Origin of the sequence: Caulobacter sp., assembly GCF_049283275.1 — a bacterium.
Taxonomy (GTDB): Bacteria; Pseudomonadota; Alphaproteobacteria; order Caulobacterales; family Caulobacteraceae; genus Caulobacter.
In genome coordinates, this window is the sequence record NZ_JBAPVS010000003.1 from 1 (window position 1) to 19,033 (window position 19,033).

Here is a 19,033-nt window from a genome sequence, read left to right on the forward strand (position 1 = left end):
ATGTCCGACTGGGGTCGAAACCGGAACTCGGCGCCGCGCCGAAAAGCGGATGCTCTCGCGCAGGCGCGCTAGAAGTCCACCGCCACGCCCTTCCTCTCCCAATCCCCGAACCGCGTCGGCTCGGGGCCGTCGCGGCCGCCCTCCTCGATTGGGAGGGTGGCCGCCTGTTCGGCCGCGTGGCGCGCGGCGGCCTCCTCAAGGGCGCGGCGAGCGGCCGGGGTCAGGGGCTTGTCGGGGGCCGCGCCGGGCGGAAGGTCGGAAAGCTCGGACATGACGAAGGTTTAACATCATCGATCTTGCCCGGAAAAGTCTTCTGGTGTTCAACCCCCGGCTTTCACAAAACCGCGTTCTGCAACTCGGGGGAATTCTCATGACCACCACCAACCGTTGGCCTCACGCCTTCTTCGCCGCCGCCGCCCTCTACGCCATGATCGGCGTCTGCTGGGGCCTGGCGATGAGCATCACCAAGGACCACGCGACCTATTCGGCCCACGCCCACCTGAACCTGCTGGGCTGGGTCAGCCTGGCCCTGATGGGCGCCTTCTACGCCCTGCTGGGCCAAGGCGTGGCCAACTGGGTCAAGCTCGTCAACTTCAGCCTCTCGAACCTGGGCGTGATCTGCATGATCAGCGGCCTCTACCTCTATTTGGGCCAGAAGGGTCCGGCCTCGATCTTCGGACCACTGCTAGCCGTGGGCGCCCTGTCCGTGGTGGCCGGATTCCTGCTGTTCGGCTTCACCGTGATCTCGGGCCTGATCCGCAAGCCCGCCGTCGCCGCCTGATTTCCGCTTGCGCTCGCCGTCGCCTCGGGGCACGGCGAGCGGGTGACTCAGGAACTCAATGACGGCCTCCCCGCGCGGGAAGGCGCCCTCGCCCTCATCGACGCGGCCCTGTCGCGGCGCGGCGGGCTCGACGAAGCCGCCTCGGCCAATGCCTTCCGCTTTCTCGAACCGCGGGAGCGCGCCTTCGCCCGCGCCCTGGCCATGGCGGCGTTGCGCCATCTGGGGCCCATCGACCGCGCCCTGGCCGGCAAGCTGGCCAAGGAGCCGCCGCCCCGCGTGCGTAATCTGCTGCGGCTGGGCGCGACCCAGGCGTTCTTCCTGGAGGTTCCGGCCTTCGCCGCCGTCGCCACCAGCGTCGAGCTGGCCGCCGCCAACAAGGCCAGCCGCCCGTTCAAGGGCCTGGTCAACGCCGTGCTGCGCGGCCTGCTGCGCGACGGCGGGCTGTCGGACGCCTCCGAACACCTGGCCCCGCCCTGGCTCTACGCTCGCTGGGTCAGCGCCTATGGCAAGGACACCGCCGACGCGGTCGCCGCCCAGATCGGCTTCGAGCCGGCGACTGACCTTTCCTTGAAGCCCGATTTCGACGCGACCGCCCTGGCCACGGAGCTGGAGGGCGAGATCCTGCCCGGCGGCACGCTGCGCACCGAGCGCCGGGGCGACGTCTCGGCCTGGCCGGCCTTCGAGGACGGCGTCTGGTGGATCCAGGACGCCGCCGCCGCGATCCCCGCCCGCCTGCTGAACCTCAAGGCCGGCGAGACCGCCCTGGACCTCTGCGCCGCGCCCGGCGGCAAGACCATGCAGATGGTCGCGGCCGGGGCCCGGGTGGTCGCCGTCGACCGCTCGCCCGCCCGCCTGGGCCGCGTCACCGAGAACCTGGCCCGCATGACCATGCAGGCCGAGGTGATCGCCGCCGACGCCGGGGCCTGGGAGGATGCGCGCACCTTCGACGCCGTGCTGCTGGACGCCCCCTGCTCGGCCACCGGCACCTTCCGCCGCCATCCCGACGTGCTGTGGGCCGCGCGTCCCGGCGACGTGGCCAGCCTGGCCGGCGTCCAGAGCAAGCTGCTCGACAGCGCCGCCGACCGCCTCAAGCCCGGCGGCCGACTGGTCTATTGCGTGTGCTCGCTGGAACCGGAAGAGGGCGAGGCCCAGGTCGAGGCCTTCCTGACCCGCCGCCCGGACATGGCGTTGGACCCGATCGCCCCGGAAGAGGGCGGCGCCCCCGCCGCCAGCCTGACGCCGCGCGGCACGCTGCGCATCCTGCCCCACCATCGCGAAGGCGGACTGGACGGCTTCTTCGCGGCGCGGTTCGTGAAGAGCTGATCGCCAAGATTTGAGCGCTGAAAGACCTCGTAAACCCTGCCGGGCAAAGGGCTCGCTTGTCGCGCGAGGCCAAGCCCGTTAAGCCATGCTCATGACCGCGCCGCTGATCGCCCCGTCCATCCTCGCCTCCGACTTCGCCAAGCTAGGCGAAGAGGTCGCCGCCATCGAGGCGGCCGGCGCCGACTGGGTGCATGTCGACGTGATGGATGGCCATTTCGTGCCCAACATCACGTTGGGCCCGGACATCGTCAAAGCCATCCGGCCGCACGCCAAGATCCCGTTCGACGTCCACCTGATGATCAGTCCGGCGGATCCGTATCTGGAGGCGTTCCGCGCCGCCGGGGCCGACCTGATCAGCATCCACCCGGAAGCCGGGCCGCACCTGCACCGCTCCTTGAAACGCATCCGCGAGCTGGGCGCCAAGGCCGGGGTGGTGTTCAACCCCTCGACCTCCATCGACCACGTGGAATGGATACTCGAGGACGTCGACCTTCTGCTGGTGATGTCGGTCAATCCCGGCTTCGGCGGCCAGAGCTTCATCCCCGGCCAACTGCGCAAGGTCGAGGCCTTGCGCGGCATGGTCGACAAGGCCGGCCTCGACATCATCATCGAGGTCGACGGCGGCGTCACCCCAACCACCGCCCCGCAATGCGTGGCGGCGGGGGCGACGGCCCTGGTCGCCGGCTCAGCGGTGTTCAGGGGTGGGCCGACCGCCTATGCGGGCAATATCCGCGCCCTGAAGGGCGGCTGATCCAGCGGCATGGAGGGGGCTCCCGCGACAGGTTCCGCCCGTAAATCCTCCGCTTTCGCCGGCGGCTCCTCCGCTCGTCCTCTTAAGACCCGTGGGCGTGGGCAGCCCACCAAGGGCGTGACCCTCAAGGCGCTCGCCGCCTCGATCAAGAGCAACCTCGAACGCGAATGGTTCGGCTCGCCGCCGCATCGCGCCATGATCGGCCGACCCCGTCCCGTCGGCTTGGCCGCCCATCCCCATGACCCGCGCCCGGTCGATCCCGAACGGGGCCGCCAGCTGATCGAAGGCGTGATGGTGCTGGACGGCGGGGCCCTGCGGCTGGGCGAGACCGGCGACCCCTTCGACCAGCCCAGCCCGACGCGGCAGTTCGCCACCGCCTTGCACCGCTTCGACTGGCTGCCGGACCTGATGGCGGCCGGCCCCGGCTCGGCGCGCCTGGCCCTGCGGCTGCTGCAGGACTGGCGCCGGGTGTTCGGCGTCTGGAACGCCTTCTCCTGGAGCGGCGAGCGGCTGGAGCGGCGCACCTTTCACCTGGCTTGCGCGGCCCGCGGCCTGTCGCCCGAAGCGTCCGACGCCGAGATCTCGGCCATGGCGCAGGACCTGGCCCGGGGCGCGCGTCAGTTGCTCAAGGCTTCCGACGCGCCGCAGCGCAAGCTGGAGCGAGCCGTGGTCGTCACGATCGCCGGCTGCGCCCTGAGCGGCAAGGCCGGCGACCGGCTGATCGCCGAGGGCCTCAAGCGGGTCAACGCGCTGCTGGACGCCGCCGTCCTGCCCGACGGCGGTCACGCCAGCCGTTCGCCCGAGGCGGGCCTGGAGCTGCTGTTCGATCTGCTGACCCTCGACGACGCCCTGGGCCAGCGCGGTCGCCCTCACCCGGAGCGGCTGACCCGGGCCATCGATCGCCTGAGTTCGTCGGTGCGCTTCTTCACCCTGGCCGATGGGCGTCTGGCCGCCTTTCAGGGCGGCGAGGCGGTCGAGCCGCGGCGGATCGCGGCGGCCCTCGCGCACGACGATCAAGGACCGCGCCCGCCCCAAACCGCGCCGCACGTCGGCTATCAGAAAATGCAGGGCGGCAGCCTTCAGGTGATCGCCGACGCGGGAACCCCGGCGGTCGGCGTGCTCAGCGTCACCGCCTGCGCCCAGCCGGCCGCCGTCGAGATCGTGTTCGGCAAGGACCGGCTGATCACCAGCTGCGGCTGGAGCCCGGAGGCGGTCGGCGCCAACGCCTTCCGGCTTTCCGGCGCCGCCTCGACCGTGTCGGTCGGCGACGGCTCGGCGGGACGGCCGCTGTCGGGCTGGCGCTCCGAGGCGCTCGGGCCTTGGCTGATCGACGGCGCCACCGAGGTCGAGATCAAGCGCCACGACGCCGACGTCGGGGTGTGGCTGGACATCATCCACGACGGCTGGCGACGCCTGGGCCTGACCCACGCCCGCCGGCTCTATCTCGACCTCAAGGCCGACGAGCTGCGCGGCGAGGACAGCCTGATCCCGATCCTCGACAAGAACGGCGGCTCGCCCAACCCCGACGGCCCGCGCCGCTACCTGCCGTTCTCGGTCACCTTCCACCTGCATCCGGACGCCCGCGCCTCCCTGGCCCGCGACGGCAAGAGCGTGCTGATCAAGGGGCCGTCCAATGTCGGTTGGTGGCTGCGCAACGACGCGGTCGACGTGGCCATCACCCCCTCGGCCTATTTCGACCACGGCCAGACGCGCCCCGCCGGCGCCATCGTGCTCAAGAGCCAGGTCCGCCCCGAGAAGGGCGCCAAGATCCGCTGGAAGCTGGTCCGGGCGACGGATCACTGAGGTTGAGCGCAAGCTGAGCCTCGACCGTCCCGCCGCCGCTACTGCCCAGATCCTGCGCAACGCTTCCGAACCGGCGCCTCAAAACACCGAAACAGCGGGCGATGAACGCGTTCGGCCAACCCACCCCAGGACGCCGTCGCGCGACGTCTGGCTAGCTGCGCCGGACAAGCGTCGGCAGGGCGCGCACGAGGGGATCTCGCCAGATGACCACAGGATCGCGGACACCCACGCGACGGCAGCTTCTTTCCGCCATCGCCATGGCGGGCGGGACCGCGGCCCTCTACCAGGCCATGACCACCCTGGGCCACGCGGCCGAGACCCAGTTCCACGGCCCGCCCAACCTGCAGGGCGCGCGGCCGGGCGCATCGGTCATCGTGCTGGGCGCGGGCCTGGCCGGCCTGCTGGCCGCCCACGAGCTGACCAAGGCCGGCTACAAGGTGAAAATCCTCGAATACCAGGGCCGCTCGGGCGGCCGGAACTGGTCGCTTCGGGGCGGCGACACCTACACGGAACTGGGCGGGGCCACCCAGAAGGTCGGCTTCGCAGCCGGCAACTACCTCAATCCCGGCCCGTGGCGGATCCCGCACCATCACCGCACCCTGCTGCACTACTGCAAGCAGTTTGGCGTGGCCCTGGAGCCGTTCATCCAGTTCAATCACAACACCTGGGTCCACTCGTCGACCAGCTTCGGCGGCAAGCCGGTGCGCTTCAACGCCGCCGCCGCCGACTTCGAGGGCAACATCGCCGAGCTGTTGGCCAAGTCGGTCAACGCCAAGGCCCTGGACGACGCCGTCACCCAGGAGGACCGCGACAAGCTGCTTGAGGCCCTGAAGGGCTGGGGCATGCTGGACAAGGACTACAAGTACGCCGCCGGCCTGCGCGCCTCCAGCCATCGCGGCTTCGAACGGCCGCCGGGCGGCGGGGTCAACGGCGCGCCGATCCCGTCCACCGACCTCCACAGCCTGCACGACGTGCTCGACCCTCAGGTCTGGACCTCGATGGCCTTCTTCATGGGCCACGAAATGCAGACCACCATGTTCCAGCCGGTGGGCGGCATGGACATGATCGGCAAGGCCTTCGCCAAGCAGGTCGAAGGCCTGGTCACCCACAACGCCAAGGTCACCAAGATCGCCCAGGACGACAAGGGCGTGGCGGTCACCTATCAGGACACCCTCAGCGGCGCGGTCACCACCGCCGAAGCCGACTGGTGCGTGTGCACCATACCGTTGGGCGTGCTGGGCCAGATCGACACCCAGGTCACCGACGAGATGATGGCCGCCATCAAGGCCGTGCCCTATTCCGGCCAGGTCAAGATCGGCCTGGAGATGAAGCGGCGCTTCTGGGAGGAGGACGACTACATCTACGGCGGCCACAGCTTCACCGACCAGGAGATCGCCCTGATCTCCTATCCCAACAACAACCTGTTCAAGGACGGTCCGGCCGTGCTGCTGGGGGCCTTCGCCCGCGAGCTGGGGGCCTATCGCCTGGCCGGCATGACCCCCGAGCAGCGGATCGAGACCGCCCTGCGCCAGGGCTCGGTGATCCACCCCGACAGCTATCGCAAGGAGTTCCTGACCGGCGCCTCGGTGGCCTGGAGCCGCGTGCCCTGGACCCTGGGCTGCTGCGCCCGCTGGACCGAGGAGACGCGCAAGGAGCACTACCAGACCCTGGTGGCCATGGACCGCCGCATCGTCCTGGCCGGCGAGCACGCCTCCTATGTGGGCTGCTGGATGGAAGGCGCCCTGCTGTCCTCGATCGACGCCATCACCCGGCTTCACAAGCGCGCCCTGGAGGCCTGACGTGACCCTTCGCAACAGTCTCCTGACGGCCGCCGTCCTCGCCGCCGCCTTCGCCTTTCCCGCCATGGCCCAGGCCCCGCAAGGCGGCGACACCGGCGGCGGGATCGTCCGCGTTCCCAAGCCGGTGACCGGCGAGCAGGTCTATCAGTCGGTCTGCCAGGCCTGCCACATGGCCGACGCCAAGGGCGGGACCGGGGCCGGGACCATCCCCGCCCTGGCCAAGAACCCGCGTCTGGCCGGCGCGGCCTATCCGATCATGATGGTCACCCAGGGCAAGGGCGCCATGCCGGGCTTCTCCCAGACCCTGACCAACGCCCAGATGGCCAACGCCATCACCTATGTCCGCACCCACTTCGGCAACGCCTACGCCAAGCCGGTGACCGAGGCCCAGGTCGCGGCCATGGCCCGGCCGCCGAGCGACGGCGGACACTGAGGGATCGGGTCGGCGGCGCATTGACTCCCCCGCCGACCCGCCTATTTTCCGCGCCGTTCGCGTAACTGGCGCTAGTGATGGGCAACCATCGGGGAGCGTGAACGAGATTCGCCGCGCGCCTGGGCTCCTTCGAACCGTCTCGCAACAGACCTGGAGTCCGCCGTGCCCGCCGCCCCCGACTATCCGTCCGCCCCCGATCTCGTCGCCCCCAAGCGGGCCCTGCTGTCGGTCTCCGACAAGACCGGCCTGGTCGAGGCCGCCCAGGTCCTGCACGCGGCCGGAGTCGAGCTGGTCTCGACCGGCGGCACCAAGGCGGCGATCGCGGCGGCCGGCATCCCGGTCAAGGACGTCTCGGACCTGACCCAGTTCCCCGAGATGATGGACGGCCGGGTCAAGACCCTGCACCCGATCGTGCACGGCGGCCTGCTCGGCGTTCGGGATGCGCCCGAGCATGCGAAAGCCATGGCCGACCACGGCATCGGCGGCATCGATATCCTCTATGTGAACCTCTATCCGTTCGAGGCCACGGTCGCCAAGGGCGGCAGCTACGCCGAGTGCGTCGAGAACATCGACATCGGCGGCCCGGCCATGATCCGTTCGGCGGCCAAGAACCACGGCTATGTCGCCGTCTGCACCGATCCGTCGGACCTGGCCGAGGTGCTGGAGGCCCTGAAGGCCGGCGGAACCACCCTGGCCCTGCGCCAGACCCTTGCGGCCCGCGCCTATGCCCGCACGGCTGCCTATGACGCGGCGATCTCCACCTGGTTCGCCGCCCAGCTTGGCCAGGACTTCCCGGCCCGCAAGGCCATCGCCGGCGAGCTGCGCCAGGTGATGCGCTATGGCGAGAATCCGCACCAGAAGGCGGCCTTCTACGCCTTCCCCAACCCGCGCACGGGCGTGGCCACGGCCACCCAGCTGCAGGGCAAGGAGCTCAGCTACAACAACATCAACGACACCGACGCGGCCTTCGAGCTGATCGCCGAGTTCGACCCGGCGGCCGGTCCGGCCGTGGCGATCATCAAGCACGCCAATCCCTGCGGCGTGGCCGTGGGCGGCTCGCAACGCGAAGCCTACGAGCGGGCCCTGGCCTGCGATCCGACCAGCGCCTTCGGCGGCATCGTCGCGGTCAACACCCGCCTGACCCGCGAGGCGGCCCTGCAGATGGTCGAGATCTTCACCGAGGTGGTGATCGCGCCGGAAGCCGACGACGACGCGATCGAAGTGTTCGCCGCCAAGAAGAACCTGCGCCTGCTGGTGACCGGCGGCCTGCCTGACGCCCTGTCGACCGGCGACACCTTCAAGTCCGTGGCCGGCGGCTTCCTGGTTCAATCGCGTGACGACGCCCGCATCAAGGCCTCGGACCTGAAGATCGTCACGAAGCGTCAGCCCACGGACGAGGAAGTGCGCGACATGCTGTTCGCCTTCACCGTCGGCAAGCACGTCAAGTCCAACGCCATCGTCTATGCCCGCGCCGGCCAGACCCTGGGCGTCGGGGCCGGCCAGATGAACCGCAAGGACTCGGCCCGGATCGCCGCGCTTCGCGCCGCCGATTTCGGCCTCGATCTCCGGGGCTGCGCCTGCGCCTCGGAAGCCTTCTTCCCGTTCGCCGACGGCCTGATCCAGGCCGCCGAAGCCGGGGCGACGGCGATCATCCAGCCGGGCGGCTCGATGCGCGACCCCGAGGTGATCGAGGCGGCCGACAAGCTGGGCCTGACCATGGCCTTCACCGGCGTGCGCGTGTTCCGCCACTAGCGTCCCGGCCGGCTTGGTTCGCCGGCAGGATTTCGCGCCCCATCACGGCAGGGTCGTGATGGGGGCGGCGTTCAATTCGCACGATCCCAAAAACATCAAGCACGGTCATACGAATGCGCTAGTCGGGGCTCGATCTCGTCGCTAGTGCTTGCGCACAGTCCCTGAAGCGAGCTCAAATGTTCTCCAAGCCCCGCGCCGATCTCGTTCCCAACACCGCCGCCTATGAGAACGAACCCTTGGTCAAGGCCACGGGTTTTCGGGAATACGACGCGCGCTGGCTGTTTGGGCCGGAGATCAATCTGCTGGGCGTACAGGCCCTGGGCCTGGGTCTGGGGACCTATATCCACGAACTGGGTCAGTCGAAGATCGTGGTCGGCCACGACTTCCGCTCCTATTCCAGTTCGATCAAGAACGCCCTGATGCTGGGCCTGATCAGCGCCGGCTGCGAAGTGCACGACATCGGCCTGGCCCTGTCGCCCACCGCCTATTTCGCCCAGTTCGACCTGGACATCCCCTGCGTGGCCATGGTCACCGCCAGCCACAACGAGAATGGCTGGACGGGCGTGAAGATGGGCGCCCAGAAGCCCCTGACCTTCGGTCCCGACGAGATGGGCCGTCTGAAGGAAATCGTGCTGGGCGGCGCCTTCGTCGAACGCGACGGCGGCAAGCTGATCCGGGTCGCGGGCGAGGCCGAGCGCTACATCGCCGACGTCGCCAAGCGCGCCCAGATCACCCGGCCGCTGAAGGTGATCGCCGCCTGCGGCAACGGCACGGCCGGCGCCTTCGCGGTCGAGGGCCTCCAGCGCATGGGCGTCTCCGAAGTCATCGGCATGGACACCGAGCTCGACTACACCTTCCCGAAATATAATCCGAACCCGGAAGACGCCGAAATGCTGCACGAGATGGCCAAGGCCGTCCGCGAGCACGGGGCGGATCTGGCGTTCGGTTTCGACGGCGACGGCGACCGCTGCGGCGTGGTCGATGACGAGGGCGAGGAGATCTTCGCCGACAAGATCGGCCTGATGCTGGCGCGCGACCTGGCGCCGCTGAACCCGGGCGCGACCTTCGTGGTCGACGTCAAGTCGACCGGCCTCTACGCCACCGACCCGATCCTGGCCGCTCACGGCTGCAAGGTGATCTACTGGAAGACCGGCCACAGCTACATCAAGCGCAAGAGCGCCGAACTGGGCGCCCTGGCCGGCTTCGAGAAGAGCGGCCACTTCTTCATGAACGGCGACCTGGGCTACGGCTATGACTGCGGCCTGACCGCGGCGGCCGCCGTCCTGGCCATGCTGGACCGCAATCCGGGGCTGAAGCTGTCGGACATGCGCAAGGCGCTGCCCGTGGCCTTCACCTCGCTGACCATGAGCCCGCACTGCGGCGACGAGGTGAAGTACGGCGTCGTCGCCGACGTGGTGAAGGAATACGAGGACCTGTTCGCCGCCGGCGGCTCGATCCTGGGCCGCAAGATCATCGAGGTGATCACCGTCAACGGCGTGCGGGTGCACCTGGAGGACGGCTCCTGGGTGCTGGTTCGCGCCTCGTCGAACAAGCCCGAGATCGTCGTGGTCGTCGAAAGCACCCAGTCGGCCGACGACATGCGCGCCCTGTTCCGCCAAGAAGTGAAGCCCCGCCTGGGCGACCGGGTCGGTAAGTACAACCAGGAAATCTGAGCGGCAGACACAGGACGCCGGCCCCGGACGATTGCCGATCTCACCCCGGCGGAACGGGCGCTGGTCATGCCCGTTTAGCTTGCGATTGATATCGGTCGCCTCTATTCCGACGAAATCGGTGTGCAGCTGACGCGCTCGGCGCGAACATTGAACACATCCTTGAACTTGGGGGCTTTTTTGGTCGCGACATATCCGGTGATCCTGTGCGGCGGATCGGGCACCCGTCTATGGCCCGCGTCGCGCGCGGACCGTCCCAAGCAGTTCCTGAAGTTGGTCGGCGATCGCTCGAGTTTCCAGGACACGATCCTGCGGGTCATGGATCTGCCGGGCGCCGACGAGATCGTCGTGGTCACGGGCAAGGCGATGGTGGAACTGGTCGAGCGCCAGGCGCTGGAGCTGAACGTCAAGCTGACGGTGATCATCGAACCCGAGGCGCGCGACTCCGCGCCGGCCATCGCCGCCGCGGCGGCCTATGTGCAGTCGGTGTCGCCTGACGGGGTGATGCTGATGCTGGCGGCCGACCACCACATCGCCGAGCCGGAGATGTTCCGCGAGGCGGCCCTGGTGGCCATCGAGGCTTCGAGAACGGGGCTGATCGTCACCTTCGGCGTGCAGCCGACCGGTCCGGCCACCGGCTTCGGCTACATCAAGCCGGGCGAGGCCTTGCCGGGCGGCGTGAACGCCGTGGCGGCCTTCGTCGAAAAGCCCGACCTGGACACGGCCAAGGCCTATATCCGGGACGGCTACTATTGGAACAGCGGCAACTTCGCCTTTACGGCCAGGACGCTGCTGGAAGAACTGGCCCTCTTCGAACCCGAAATCCGCGACGGGGCGCTGGAGTCCGTGGCCCAGGGCCGGCGCGACGGCATTCGGCTGCACCTTGATCGCGAGGCGTTCAGCAAGACCACCAAGAAGTCGCTCGACTACGCGGTCATGGAGCGCACCAGCCGCGCGGCCGTGGCGTCCGCCGCCTTCACCTGGTCGGACCTGGGAGCCTGGGACGCGATCTGGGAAGTTTCGATCCGCGACGCCGAGGGCAACGCCGCCACCGGCGACATCCATCTGATCAACACCAAGAACGTGCTCGCCCGCTCCTCCGGTCCCTTTGTCGGCGCGATCGGGGTGGAGGATCTGCTGATCATCGCCGAGCCGGACGCGGTGCTGGTCTGTCGTCGCGACGACGCCCAGGCCGTGAAGACCCTGGTCGACGTGCTCAAGGCCGGCGGCCGCGACATCGCCCATCGCCACGCCATCGCCTTCAGCGGCGGCGTGGAGCGCCAGCCCGTGACCAGCACCCTCGAAGCCGATGTGCAGCTTTGGCGCATGGAGGCCGGCGCGGTCGCCGACCTGCCGATCGGCACGCTCCAGGTGCTGGACGGCGAGTTGGCGGGACCGACCCAGACCTTCGCGACCGGCGCCCGCCTGGACTTGCCGGCGCCCGTCCAGGTCCGGGTGACCGCCGCGGCCTCGATCCTCGTTACGATCTGGCGCTAGACCGGCTATGCGCGGCGCTGATTGGGGAGCCAAGCTGGCCGAGGGCTCGAAGGTGTACAAGCCTTCGGGGACCGGTCCCTTCCCGGTGGCGCTGATCCTGCACGGCTGCGGCGGCAAGACCCCGTTCCTGGAAGCGTACGCTCGGGTCGCCGTCGAGGCCGGCTACGCCGCCGTGGTGGTCGACAGCTTCGCGCCGCGCGGCATGTCGACCCTGGACGCCAAGTTGTTCGTTTGCACGGGCATGACCCTGCACGGCCTCAAGCGTTCAGGCGACGTCTTCGCCATGCTGGCTTGGCTGGAAAGCCAGCCCTGGGCCGATCCAGAACGGGTGTTCCTGGCCGGCTGGAGCCATGGCGGCTGGTCGATCATGGACGGCTACGCGATCGGGTCCAACGCCGCCCGCGTCGTCGGGATCGTCGACGCCGATCCCCTAAAGCTGCGGACCCGCGTCAAGGGCGTCATGCTGGTCTATCCCTACGCGGCCTATCCGTCGCTGACGTCCAACCGGGGCTGGGGGATCGACCTTCAGGGGGCCGCAGGCCCCAAGGTCTTCTCGGTGATCGGCGGCAAGGACCAGGTGGTCGGCTGGAAATATCCGCGCAAAGCGCTGGACCGCTTGGAGCGCGACGGCCTGTCGGTGGACACGGTCTTCCATGCGGACGCCACCCACGCCTTCGACGACGACCGCGCCAATGACCCCCGCGCCCAGTATCGCCCTGATCTTTTCGTCCAGACCCAGACCTATTTCGCCAAGGCCCTGGCCATCACACGAACCCTCTGAGCTCAGGCGGCGGCGACGGCCGTCTCCGAAGCGCGGCGCAGGGGCATGGCGCCCCGATAGGCCAGCCGCCACAGCCACTCCAGCGGGCCCATGGTGAAGCGAGCCATCCACCAGCGCGACCATAGGATCTGCGCCAACCAGATCGTCGCCACGGCGCCGGCCAGGAACGGCCGATCGACCTTGCCGTAGAGGCCCGGACCGCGCCCGCCGTACAGCAGCGTCGTCATCAGGATCGACTGGGTCAGGTAGTTGGTGAAGGCCATCTGGCCGACGGGGGCCAGAGCGGCCGGAATCGCCTTCCACAGCCTCGACCGCGTCGCCATCACCATCAGGCTGGCATAGCCCAGGCTGACGACCGGCGCGGTGGCGCTCTGCAACCAGCGGGCCAGGGCGCGCGGCGGCCAGGGATGACTGGGCAGCAGCACGTAGAGCGTTTCGGCCATGCCGACGATCACAAGCGCGCCAAGCCCCGCGCCGATCAGGCCCTGATAAACCCCGGTCGACGCCTTCCCGGTCAAGACCCCCAGCTTGTAGAGACCCATGCCCATCAGCATCAGCGACAGCACCAGCAGCGGCCACATCGGCGGCCAATGGCTGAACGAGCCGATGACGAAGCCGCTGTAGTCCTTGGCGTTCTGGGTGAAGGACTGCAGGAAGGTTCCGCCATACTGCAGCGTATCGGCCTGCACCCCGGTCAGGAACTTGGCCAAGGCCGCGGCCGGCGGATCGCCGCCGCCCTTGGCGGCGTGCTGCAGCAACATCCAGGCGCCCCAGGCCGAAAGCGCCAGATGCAGCCCGATCCCAGCCTGCAAAAGGCGCTTTGCCGACCACGAGCGCGCCCACATCGCCACCAGACCGACGATCGCATAGGTGTTGAGCACGTCCCCCTGCCAGATGACGAAGCCATGGAACAGGCCGATGGCCAGGAGGCTGACCAGGCGCAGGATCAGAATCTTTCGCCGTTCGCGGGCGTCGGGCGCAACCCCGCCTTCGCCGCCCACAAGCAGGATCGAAGCGCCGAACAGCATGGCGAACAACGAATAGAACTTCTGCTGGAAGAACACCTGAGTGCCCCACCAGACCGCCACGGAGGCGGGCGCCTGGCCCAACGGCCACAACGGCAGGCTGGTGGCGATCGCCTCTGGAACCGCCGCCAACGGGATGTTGCACAACAGGATGCCCAGCACCGCTAGACCCCGCAGGGAGTCCAGCAGAATGATACGATCCTTGACCATGCAAGCCCCCGACGCCGACTGGAGGCGATCCTGGACCGTCTTGGCGAGGGCGACAACCCTAGGTTAGCCGGCGCTGGCCAAACCCCGCAGCGCCGCGTTGGCGATCGTCAGCTTGGCGAAGGTCCAGCCGCCGCCCGCCTGTTCGATGGACTCGACCGTGCGCTTGGCGGCCCGGACGGCGTCGTTGCGCAAGGCGCCCCACGAATTGACCGCCGCCTTGGCCGAGGCCTCGTCGTCGCCGGCCTGGGCGTTGGCGGCGAACTTCAGCACCGCCTGGGTGATGGCGGTCTGCTCGCTGAGCATGTCCTCGATCAGCCGGCGGACGGCCAGGCGCTCGAAGGCGTCGCCACCGATGAACGAACCGGCCGCCGAGCGCAGGCGATCAAAGCCGAACGCCGCGCCCACCTGGTGATAGAGGCGGGCCACGTTCTCGACCGACCAGCTGGAGGCGTTGCCCAGGTCGACGAGGTCGGCCGCCGTGGTCATCGGCTGCAGGGCCGCGACGGCCAGGGCCAGGGCCTCGGGCGCGCCGTCGGCGACATAGGCCTTGGCCCGCTTGGCCACGGCCTTCTGCTCGAACGATGAAAGGATCGTGGTTCCCAGGGCCGCCAGCGTCTTGACCGAAGACCCGTAGGCCTCGACCAGCTGCTGGACGGTCGACTTGTCTTTGAACGCCCGGCGAGCCAGCCAGAAGGTCAGGCTGCGCTGGGCGTAGGCCAGGGCCTTGTACAGCGCCAGCTGGCCGGTCGCTGAAGCCTTGCCGTCCAGAGCCGAGACCTGGTCCCACAGGGCGTCGACGCCCAGGATCTCGCGGGCGGCGGCGAAGGCCACGACCAGGGCCGTGGTGTCGCAACCGGCGGCGGCCCTCAGACGGCTCGGGAAGGTCGGGCCGCACATGTTGATCATCTGGTTGTCGAGCACCGTGGCGATGATCTCGCGCTTCAACCGGTGCTGCTGCATGGCCTCGCCATACTGGCCCAGGGCCGGCGGGAAGTAGCCTTTCAGCGTCGCCTCGAACCACGGATCGTCCGGCGCCTGCGAGGCGACGATGTCGTCGAACAGGTCGATCTTGCCATAGGCCAGCAGCACGGCCAGTTCCGGCCGGGTCAGGCCCTTGCCGGCCTGGGCGCGCTCGGTCAGCGCCGCCGCCTCGGGCAGGCCCTCGACCTTGCGGTCCAGACGTCCTTTGGCCTCCAGCGCGGCCATGAACTGGGCATGGGACTCCACCTCCGACACCGCGTCGCTCTCCATCAGCGACAGGGCCAGGGTCTGGTCGTAGTTGTCGGCCAGGACGTGGCTGGCCACGTCATCGGTCATGGTCGGCAGCAGCTGGTTGCGGGCATCGCGGGTCAGCTTGCCGCCGCGCTCCAGAATCCCGGTCAGGATCTTGATGTTGACCTCGTGGTCGGAGCTGTCGACCCCGGCCGAGTTGTCGATCGCGTCGGTGTTGATACGGCCGCCGGCCCCGCCCGCGCCCATTTGGGCGAACTCGATCCGACCCGCCTGGGTGACGCCCAGATTGGCGCCCTCGCCCACCACCTTGACCCGCAGGTCCGCGCCGTTGACGCGGATGGCGTCGTTGGCCTTGTCGCCGGCGTCGGCGTGGCTTTCGGTCTTGGCCTTCACATAGCCGCCGATGCCGCCGAAATAGAGCAGTTCGGCCCGGGCCTTGAGGATCGCGGTCAGCACTTCGCTGGGCGCGGCCGTCTCACCCTTCAGGTCGAGCATGGCCCGAACCTCGGGCGACAACGGAATCTGCTTGAGGGTGCGCGGGAAGACGCCGCCGCCGGGCGAGATCAGGCTCTTGTCGTAGTCGTCCCAGGACGAGCGCGGCAGCTTGAACATCCGGTCGCGTTCGACCCACGAGGTCGCGGGATCGGGATCGGGATCCAGGAAGATGTGACGATGGTCGAAGGCGGCCAGCAGCTTGGTCTGCTTGGACAGCAGCATGCCGTTGCCGAACACGTCGCCGCTCATGTCGCCGACGCCGACCACGGTGAAGGGTTCGGTCTGGATGTCCTTGCCCAGCTCGCGGAAGTGGCGCTTGACCGCTTCCCAGGCCCCGCGGGCGGTGATGCCCATGACCTTGTGGTCGTAACCGACCGAGCCGCCGGACGCGAAGGCGTCGCCCAGCCAGAAGCCGTAGTCCTCGGCCACGCCGTTGGCGATGTCGGAGAAGGTCGCCGTGCCCTTGTCGGCGGCGACGACCAGATAGGGATCCTCGCCATCATGTATGACCAGACCGAGCGGCGGCACGATCCTGTTGTCGGCGTCGATGTTGTCGGTGAGATCCAGCAGGCCCGACAGGAAGGTCTTATAGGCGCGGATCGCCTCGGCCTGGATGGCGTCGCGGTCACCGCCGCGCGGCAGGTTCTTCGGATAGAAGCCGCCCTTGGAGCCGACCGGCACGATGACAGCGTTCTTGACCTGTTGGGCTTTCACCAGGCCCAGCACCTCGGTGCGGAAGTCGTCACGGCGGTCCGACCACCGCAGCCCGCCCCGGGCGACGGGGCCGAAGCGAAGGTGCACGCCCTCGACGTGCGGGGCCGAGACATAGATCTCGCGATAGGGCTTGGGAGCGGGCAGGTCCTCCAGCTCGCGCGAGGCGATCTTGTAGCTGATGTAGGGCTTGGGCTCGCCGCCTTCGCCCATCTGGAAGAAGTTGGTCCGCTGGATAGCGCCGATCAGGGCGGCGATGCGGCGCAGGACGCGGTCGGCGTCCAGGCTCTCCACGGCTTGCAGGGCCTCGTTGATGCTGACCTCGACGGCCTTGGCCTGGGCCTCGCGGGCGGCCAGGTCGGCGTGCACGGCCGGGTCGAACTTGATGCGGAACAGGTCCAGAATCAGGCGGGTGACGCCGGGATTGTCCGACAGCGCCTGCTCTTGCACGCCCTGGCTGGGATCCAGGCCCGTCTGCTGACGATAGCGGGCCAGGGCGCGGACCAGGGCCGCCTCGCGCCAGCCGATGCCCAGCTCCAGCACCAATCGGTTGAAACCATCGCTTTCGGCGCGGCCGGTCCAGATGGCGACGAAGGCGGCCTCGAAGGCGGTCTTGACGTCGCCGAACGACAGGTGCTCGCCGCGCACGTCCCGCAGGACGAATTCGTGCACCCAGATCTTGTCGTGCGGGCCTTCCGTCGGCGTCAGCTTGAAGCCGTCCTCGATCAGGGCTTTCAGGCCCATGTGCTCGAGGATCGGCAGGACGTCGGCCAGGGGCGCGGCGGCGGCGGGGCGGTAGAGCTTGAAGCGGAAGGTCAGCTTGTCGTCGTCTGCATGACGGAAGGCGCGGACCCGCACCGGTTCGTCGGCGCCCAGATCATCGACCACGGCGATATCGGCCAGGGCCTCGGCGGCGCCGTACTGGTCGCGATAGCCGGGCGGGAAGGCGCCCTGCCAACGGGCCAGGGTCTGGGCCACCCGGCCGGGCGCCCCGCCGTCGCGGATAGCGGCCTCAAAGCGGTCTTCCCAGGTTCGCGCGGTCTCGGCGACGGCGGCTTCCAGCACCTCGAGATCCGGATCGCCATGCTTGCCGGGCGTCACGCCCAGCACATAGTGCACGCGGGCCAGGGGGGCGTCGGAGAAGCTGGGGTAATAGGCGCTGACCCTTCCCTGGAAGGCGTCGGCCAGGATCTTGCCGGCCCGTTCGCGCACGCCGCTGTCATAGCGCTCGCGCGGCACGAACATCAGCACCGAGATGAAGCGGTCGAACGGGTCCTTGCGGGCGAACAGCCGCACGCGCGGCCGGTCGTACAGGTGCAGCACCCCCATGGCCATCGCCTGCAGGTCGTCCTCGGAAACCTGGAACAGCTCGTCGCGCGGCCAGGTCTCCAGGATGTTGCGCAGCCGCTTGCCGCTGTGGCCTTCGGGATCCTTGCCGGCCTCGCCCAGCACGTGCTCGACCTTGCGGCGGATCACCGGCACCTCGTGGGCGGGTGTTTCATAGGCCTCGGCGGTGAACAGGCCCACGAACCGGACCTCGCCGGACGGCTTGCCGTCGGCGCCGTATCGGCGCACCCCGACATAGTCCATGTAGCCGCGGCGATGGACCTTGGACCGCAGGTTCGACTTGGCCACCACCAGGGGCGCGCCCAGCAGCAGATGGTCGCGGACCTGGGGCGACAGGATGGCCGGCTCGCTGCCCCGGCGCAGGACGGTCAGGGTCTGGTCGCGCAGCACGCCCAGGCTGCCCTCGGGTTGGTACAGCGGCTCCTCGGCCGCATAGCCGCCCTGCGGCGTGCGGGGATACTCGTAGACCCGGGAGCCCAGGAACACGAAGCGGTCGCCTTCGAGCCAGTTGAGAAAGGCCAGGCCCTCGTCGCGCTCGGCCTGAGGGATAGGGGCCTTCGAGGCTTGCAGCTCCTCGATCGTGCGGCGGATCAGCGCCTTCATGGCGTGGAAATCGTCGACGGCCAGCTGGACGTCGGCCAGGGCGTCGCGGACGGCCTCGACCAGGGCGGCCTCGCGGTCCTCGCCCACCGGCGCCAGATAGACCTGGATCATCGAGCGGCGGCCCGCCCCCTCGCCCGCATCCGGGGTGTCGACCACCGGGTGGAACATGGCCCGCACCGAAAAGCCCTGCTCGGCGACGGCGCCCATGATGCTGTCGACCAGGAACGGGCGGTCGGGTTGGACGATCTCCAGCAGGTCGCATTTCGGGTCGCTTCCGTCCGCGCGCACGGCCGGATGGACACGGATCGAAAGGGGTTCGCCGGAAGCCTCGTGGGCGGCCTCGCCGAAACGCCAGAACTCCGCCAGGGCGTGGGCGATGTCGGCGGCGCCGAAGGCGGGCAGCTCCTCGGCGGACCAGTCTTCTTGGACCTGAGTGGCGAACTGGGCCTGCGGCGCGGTCAACGCGCCCTGTCCCAGGGCCGCGCCGAAGGCCGAAATCAAACCGTCCGGTTGAGCGGCGGTCGCCTTGGGGTCAAGTTTTGCACCGACCATGGGATTTCCTCGCGAATTTTTGGCGACAACCTAGCCTCTCCGGGCCGAGTTTCAACCGTAGCCGGGGAAGAGAGCAGAATATCTTACCAAAGCAAACTTCGCGCTGAACTGAATTTTTCCATCCAGGTTTCGCCGATCTCGGCTTGGCTGGACGCCGGACACGGAAGCGCCGCCGGTTGGGGGGAACCGGCGGCGCGGGCCCGCCGGGGGGCGACGGGCGATTCCGCGTCGGACGCTCCGGAAAATAGGACTGCGTCGCGCGGGGTC

General features: G+C 69.0%; 13 protein-coding genes and 1 riboswitch. Of the genes, 10 read left to right on the plus strand and 3 right to left on the minus strand.

Going from position 1 to position 19,033, the window contains the following annotated elements; genetic code table 11:
* Window positions 1-68: 68 nt before the first annotated feature.
* Window positions 69-272, minus strand: a complete 204-nt coding sequence (locus WAL33_RS00080) for a DUF1674 domain-containing protein (protein ID WP_422177278.1) — start codon at window positions 270-272, stop codon at window positions 69-71.
* 98 nt (window positions 273-370) lie between these two features.
* Here WAL33_RS00080 and WAL33_RS00085 point away from each other — a divergent pair, with 98 nt between their 5' ends.
* From WAL33_RS00085 to WAL33_RS00130, 10 genes are all read left to right on the plus strand, one after another.
* Complete coding sequence (locus WAL33_RS00085) at window positions 371-781, plus strand: hypothetical protein (protein ID WP_422177280.1); 411 nt, start codon at window positions 371-373, stop codon at window positions 779-781.
* A gap of 42 nt (window positions 782-823) precedes the next feature.
* Complete coding sequence (locus WAL33_RS00090; RefSeq protein WP_422177282.1) at window positions 824-2,104, plus strand: RsmB/NOP family class I SAM-dependent RNA methyltransferase; 1,281 nt, start codon at window positions 824-826, stop codon at window positions 2,102-2,104.
* Between the two features lie 91 nt (window positions 2,105-2,195).
* Window positions 2,196-2,855, plus strand: a complete 660-nt coding sequence (gene rpe / locus WAL33_RS00095; RefSeq protein WP_422177284.1) for a ribulose-phosphate 3-epimerase — start codon at window positions 2,196-2,198, stop codon at window positions 2,853-2,855.
* A 9-nt stretch (window positions 2,856-2,864) separates the two neighbouring features.
* The gene (locus WAL33_RS00100) at window positions 2,865-4,658 is read left to right on the plus strand and encodes a heparinase II/III family protein (RefSeq protein ID WP_422177286.1); all 1,794 of its coding nucleotides are present in this window, start codon (window positions 2,865-2,867) and stop codon (window positions 4,656-4,658) included.
* A gap of 203 nt (window positions 4,659-4,861) precedes the next feature.
* Window positions 4,862-6,457, plus strand: a complete 1,596-nt coding sequence (locus WAL33_RS00105; protein WP_422177288.1) for a flavin monoamine oxidase family protein — start codon at window positions 4,862-4,864, stop codon at window positions 6,455-6,457.
* 1 nt (window position 6,458) lies between these two features.
* Window positions 6,459-6,890, plus strand: a complete 432-nt coding sequence (locus WAL33_RS00110) for a c-type cytochrome (RefSeq protein ID WP_422177290.1) — start codon at window positions 6,459-6,461, stop codon at window positions 6,888-6,890.
* A gap of 51 nt (window positions 6,891-6,941) precedes the next feature.
* A riboswitch (ZMP/ZTP riboswitch) is annotated at window positions 6,942-7,022 on the plus strand.
* 30 nt (window positions 7,023-7,052) lie between these two features.
* A complete protein-coding gene (gene purH, locus WAL33_RS00115) occupies window positions 7,053-8,642 on the plus strand; it encodes a bifunctional phosphoribosylaminoimidazolecarboxamide formyltransferase/IMP cyclohydrolase (protein WP_422177292.1) in 1,590 nt (529 codons plus the stop codon).
* Between the two features lie 176 nt (window positions 8,643-8,818).
* Window positions 8,819-10,315: a phosphomannomutase/phosphoglucomutase gene (locus WAL33_RS00120; protein ID WP_422177294.1), complete on the plus strand. Its 1,497-nt coding sequence runs from the start codon at window positions 8,819-8,821 to the stop codon at window positions 10,313-10,315.
* Window positions 10,316-10,492: 177 nt separating this feature from the next.
* A complete protein-coding gene (locus tag WAL33_RS00125) occupies window positions 10,493-11,809 on the plus strand; it encodes a mannose-1-phosphate guanylyltransferase/mannose-6-phosphate isomerase (protein WP_422177296.1) in 1,317 nt (438 codons plus the stop codon).
* 7 nt (window positions 11,810-11,816) lie between these two features.
* Window positions 11,817-12,590 carry a dienelactone hydrolase family protein gene (locus WAL33_RS00130; RefSeq protein WP_422177298.1) on the plus strand — a complete coding sequence of 258 codons (774 nt, stop codon included), beginning with the start codon at window positions 11,817-11,819 and terminating at the stop codon, window positions 12,588-12,590.
* A 2-nt stretch (window positions 12,591-12,592) separates the two neighbouring features.
* Here the strand turns inward: WAL33_RS00130 and WAL33_RS00135 are convergent, their stop codons facing one another.
* Complete coding sequence (locus tag WAL33_RS00135; RefSeq protein WP_422177300.1) at window positions 12,593-13,825, minus strand: DUF418 domain-containing protein; 1,233 nt, start codon at window positions 13,823-13,825, stop codon at window positions 12,593-12,595.
* Between the two features lie 63 nt (window positions 13,826-13,888).
* Window positions 13,889-18,766, minus strand: a complete 4,878-nt coding sequence (locus WAL33_RS00140) for an NAD-glutamate dehydrogenase (RefSeq protein ID WP_422177302.1) — start codon at window positions 18,764-18,766, stop codon at window positions 13,889-13,891.
* Window positions 18,767-19,033 lie beyond the last annotated feature (267 nt).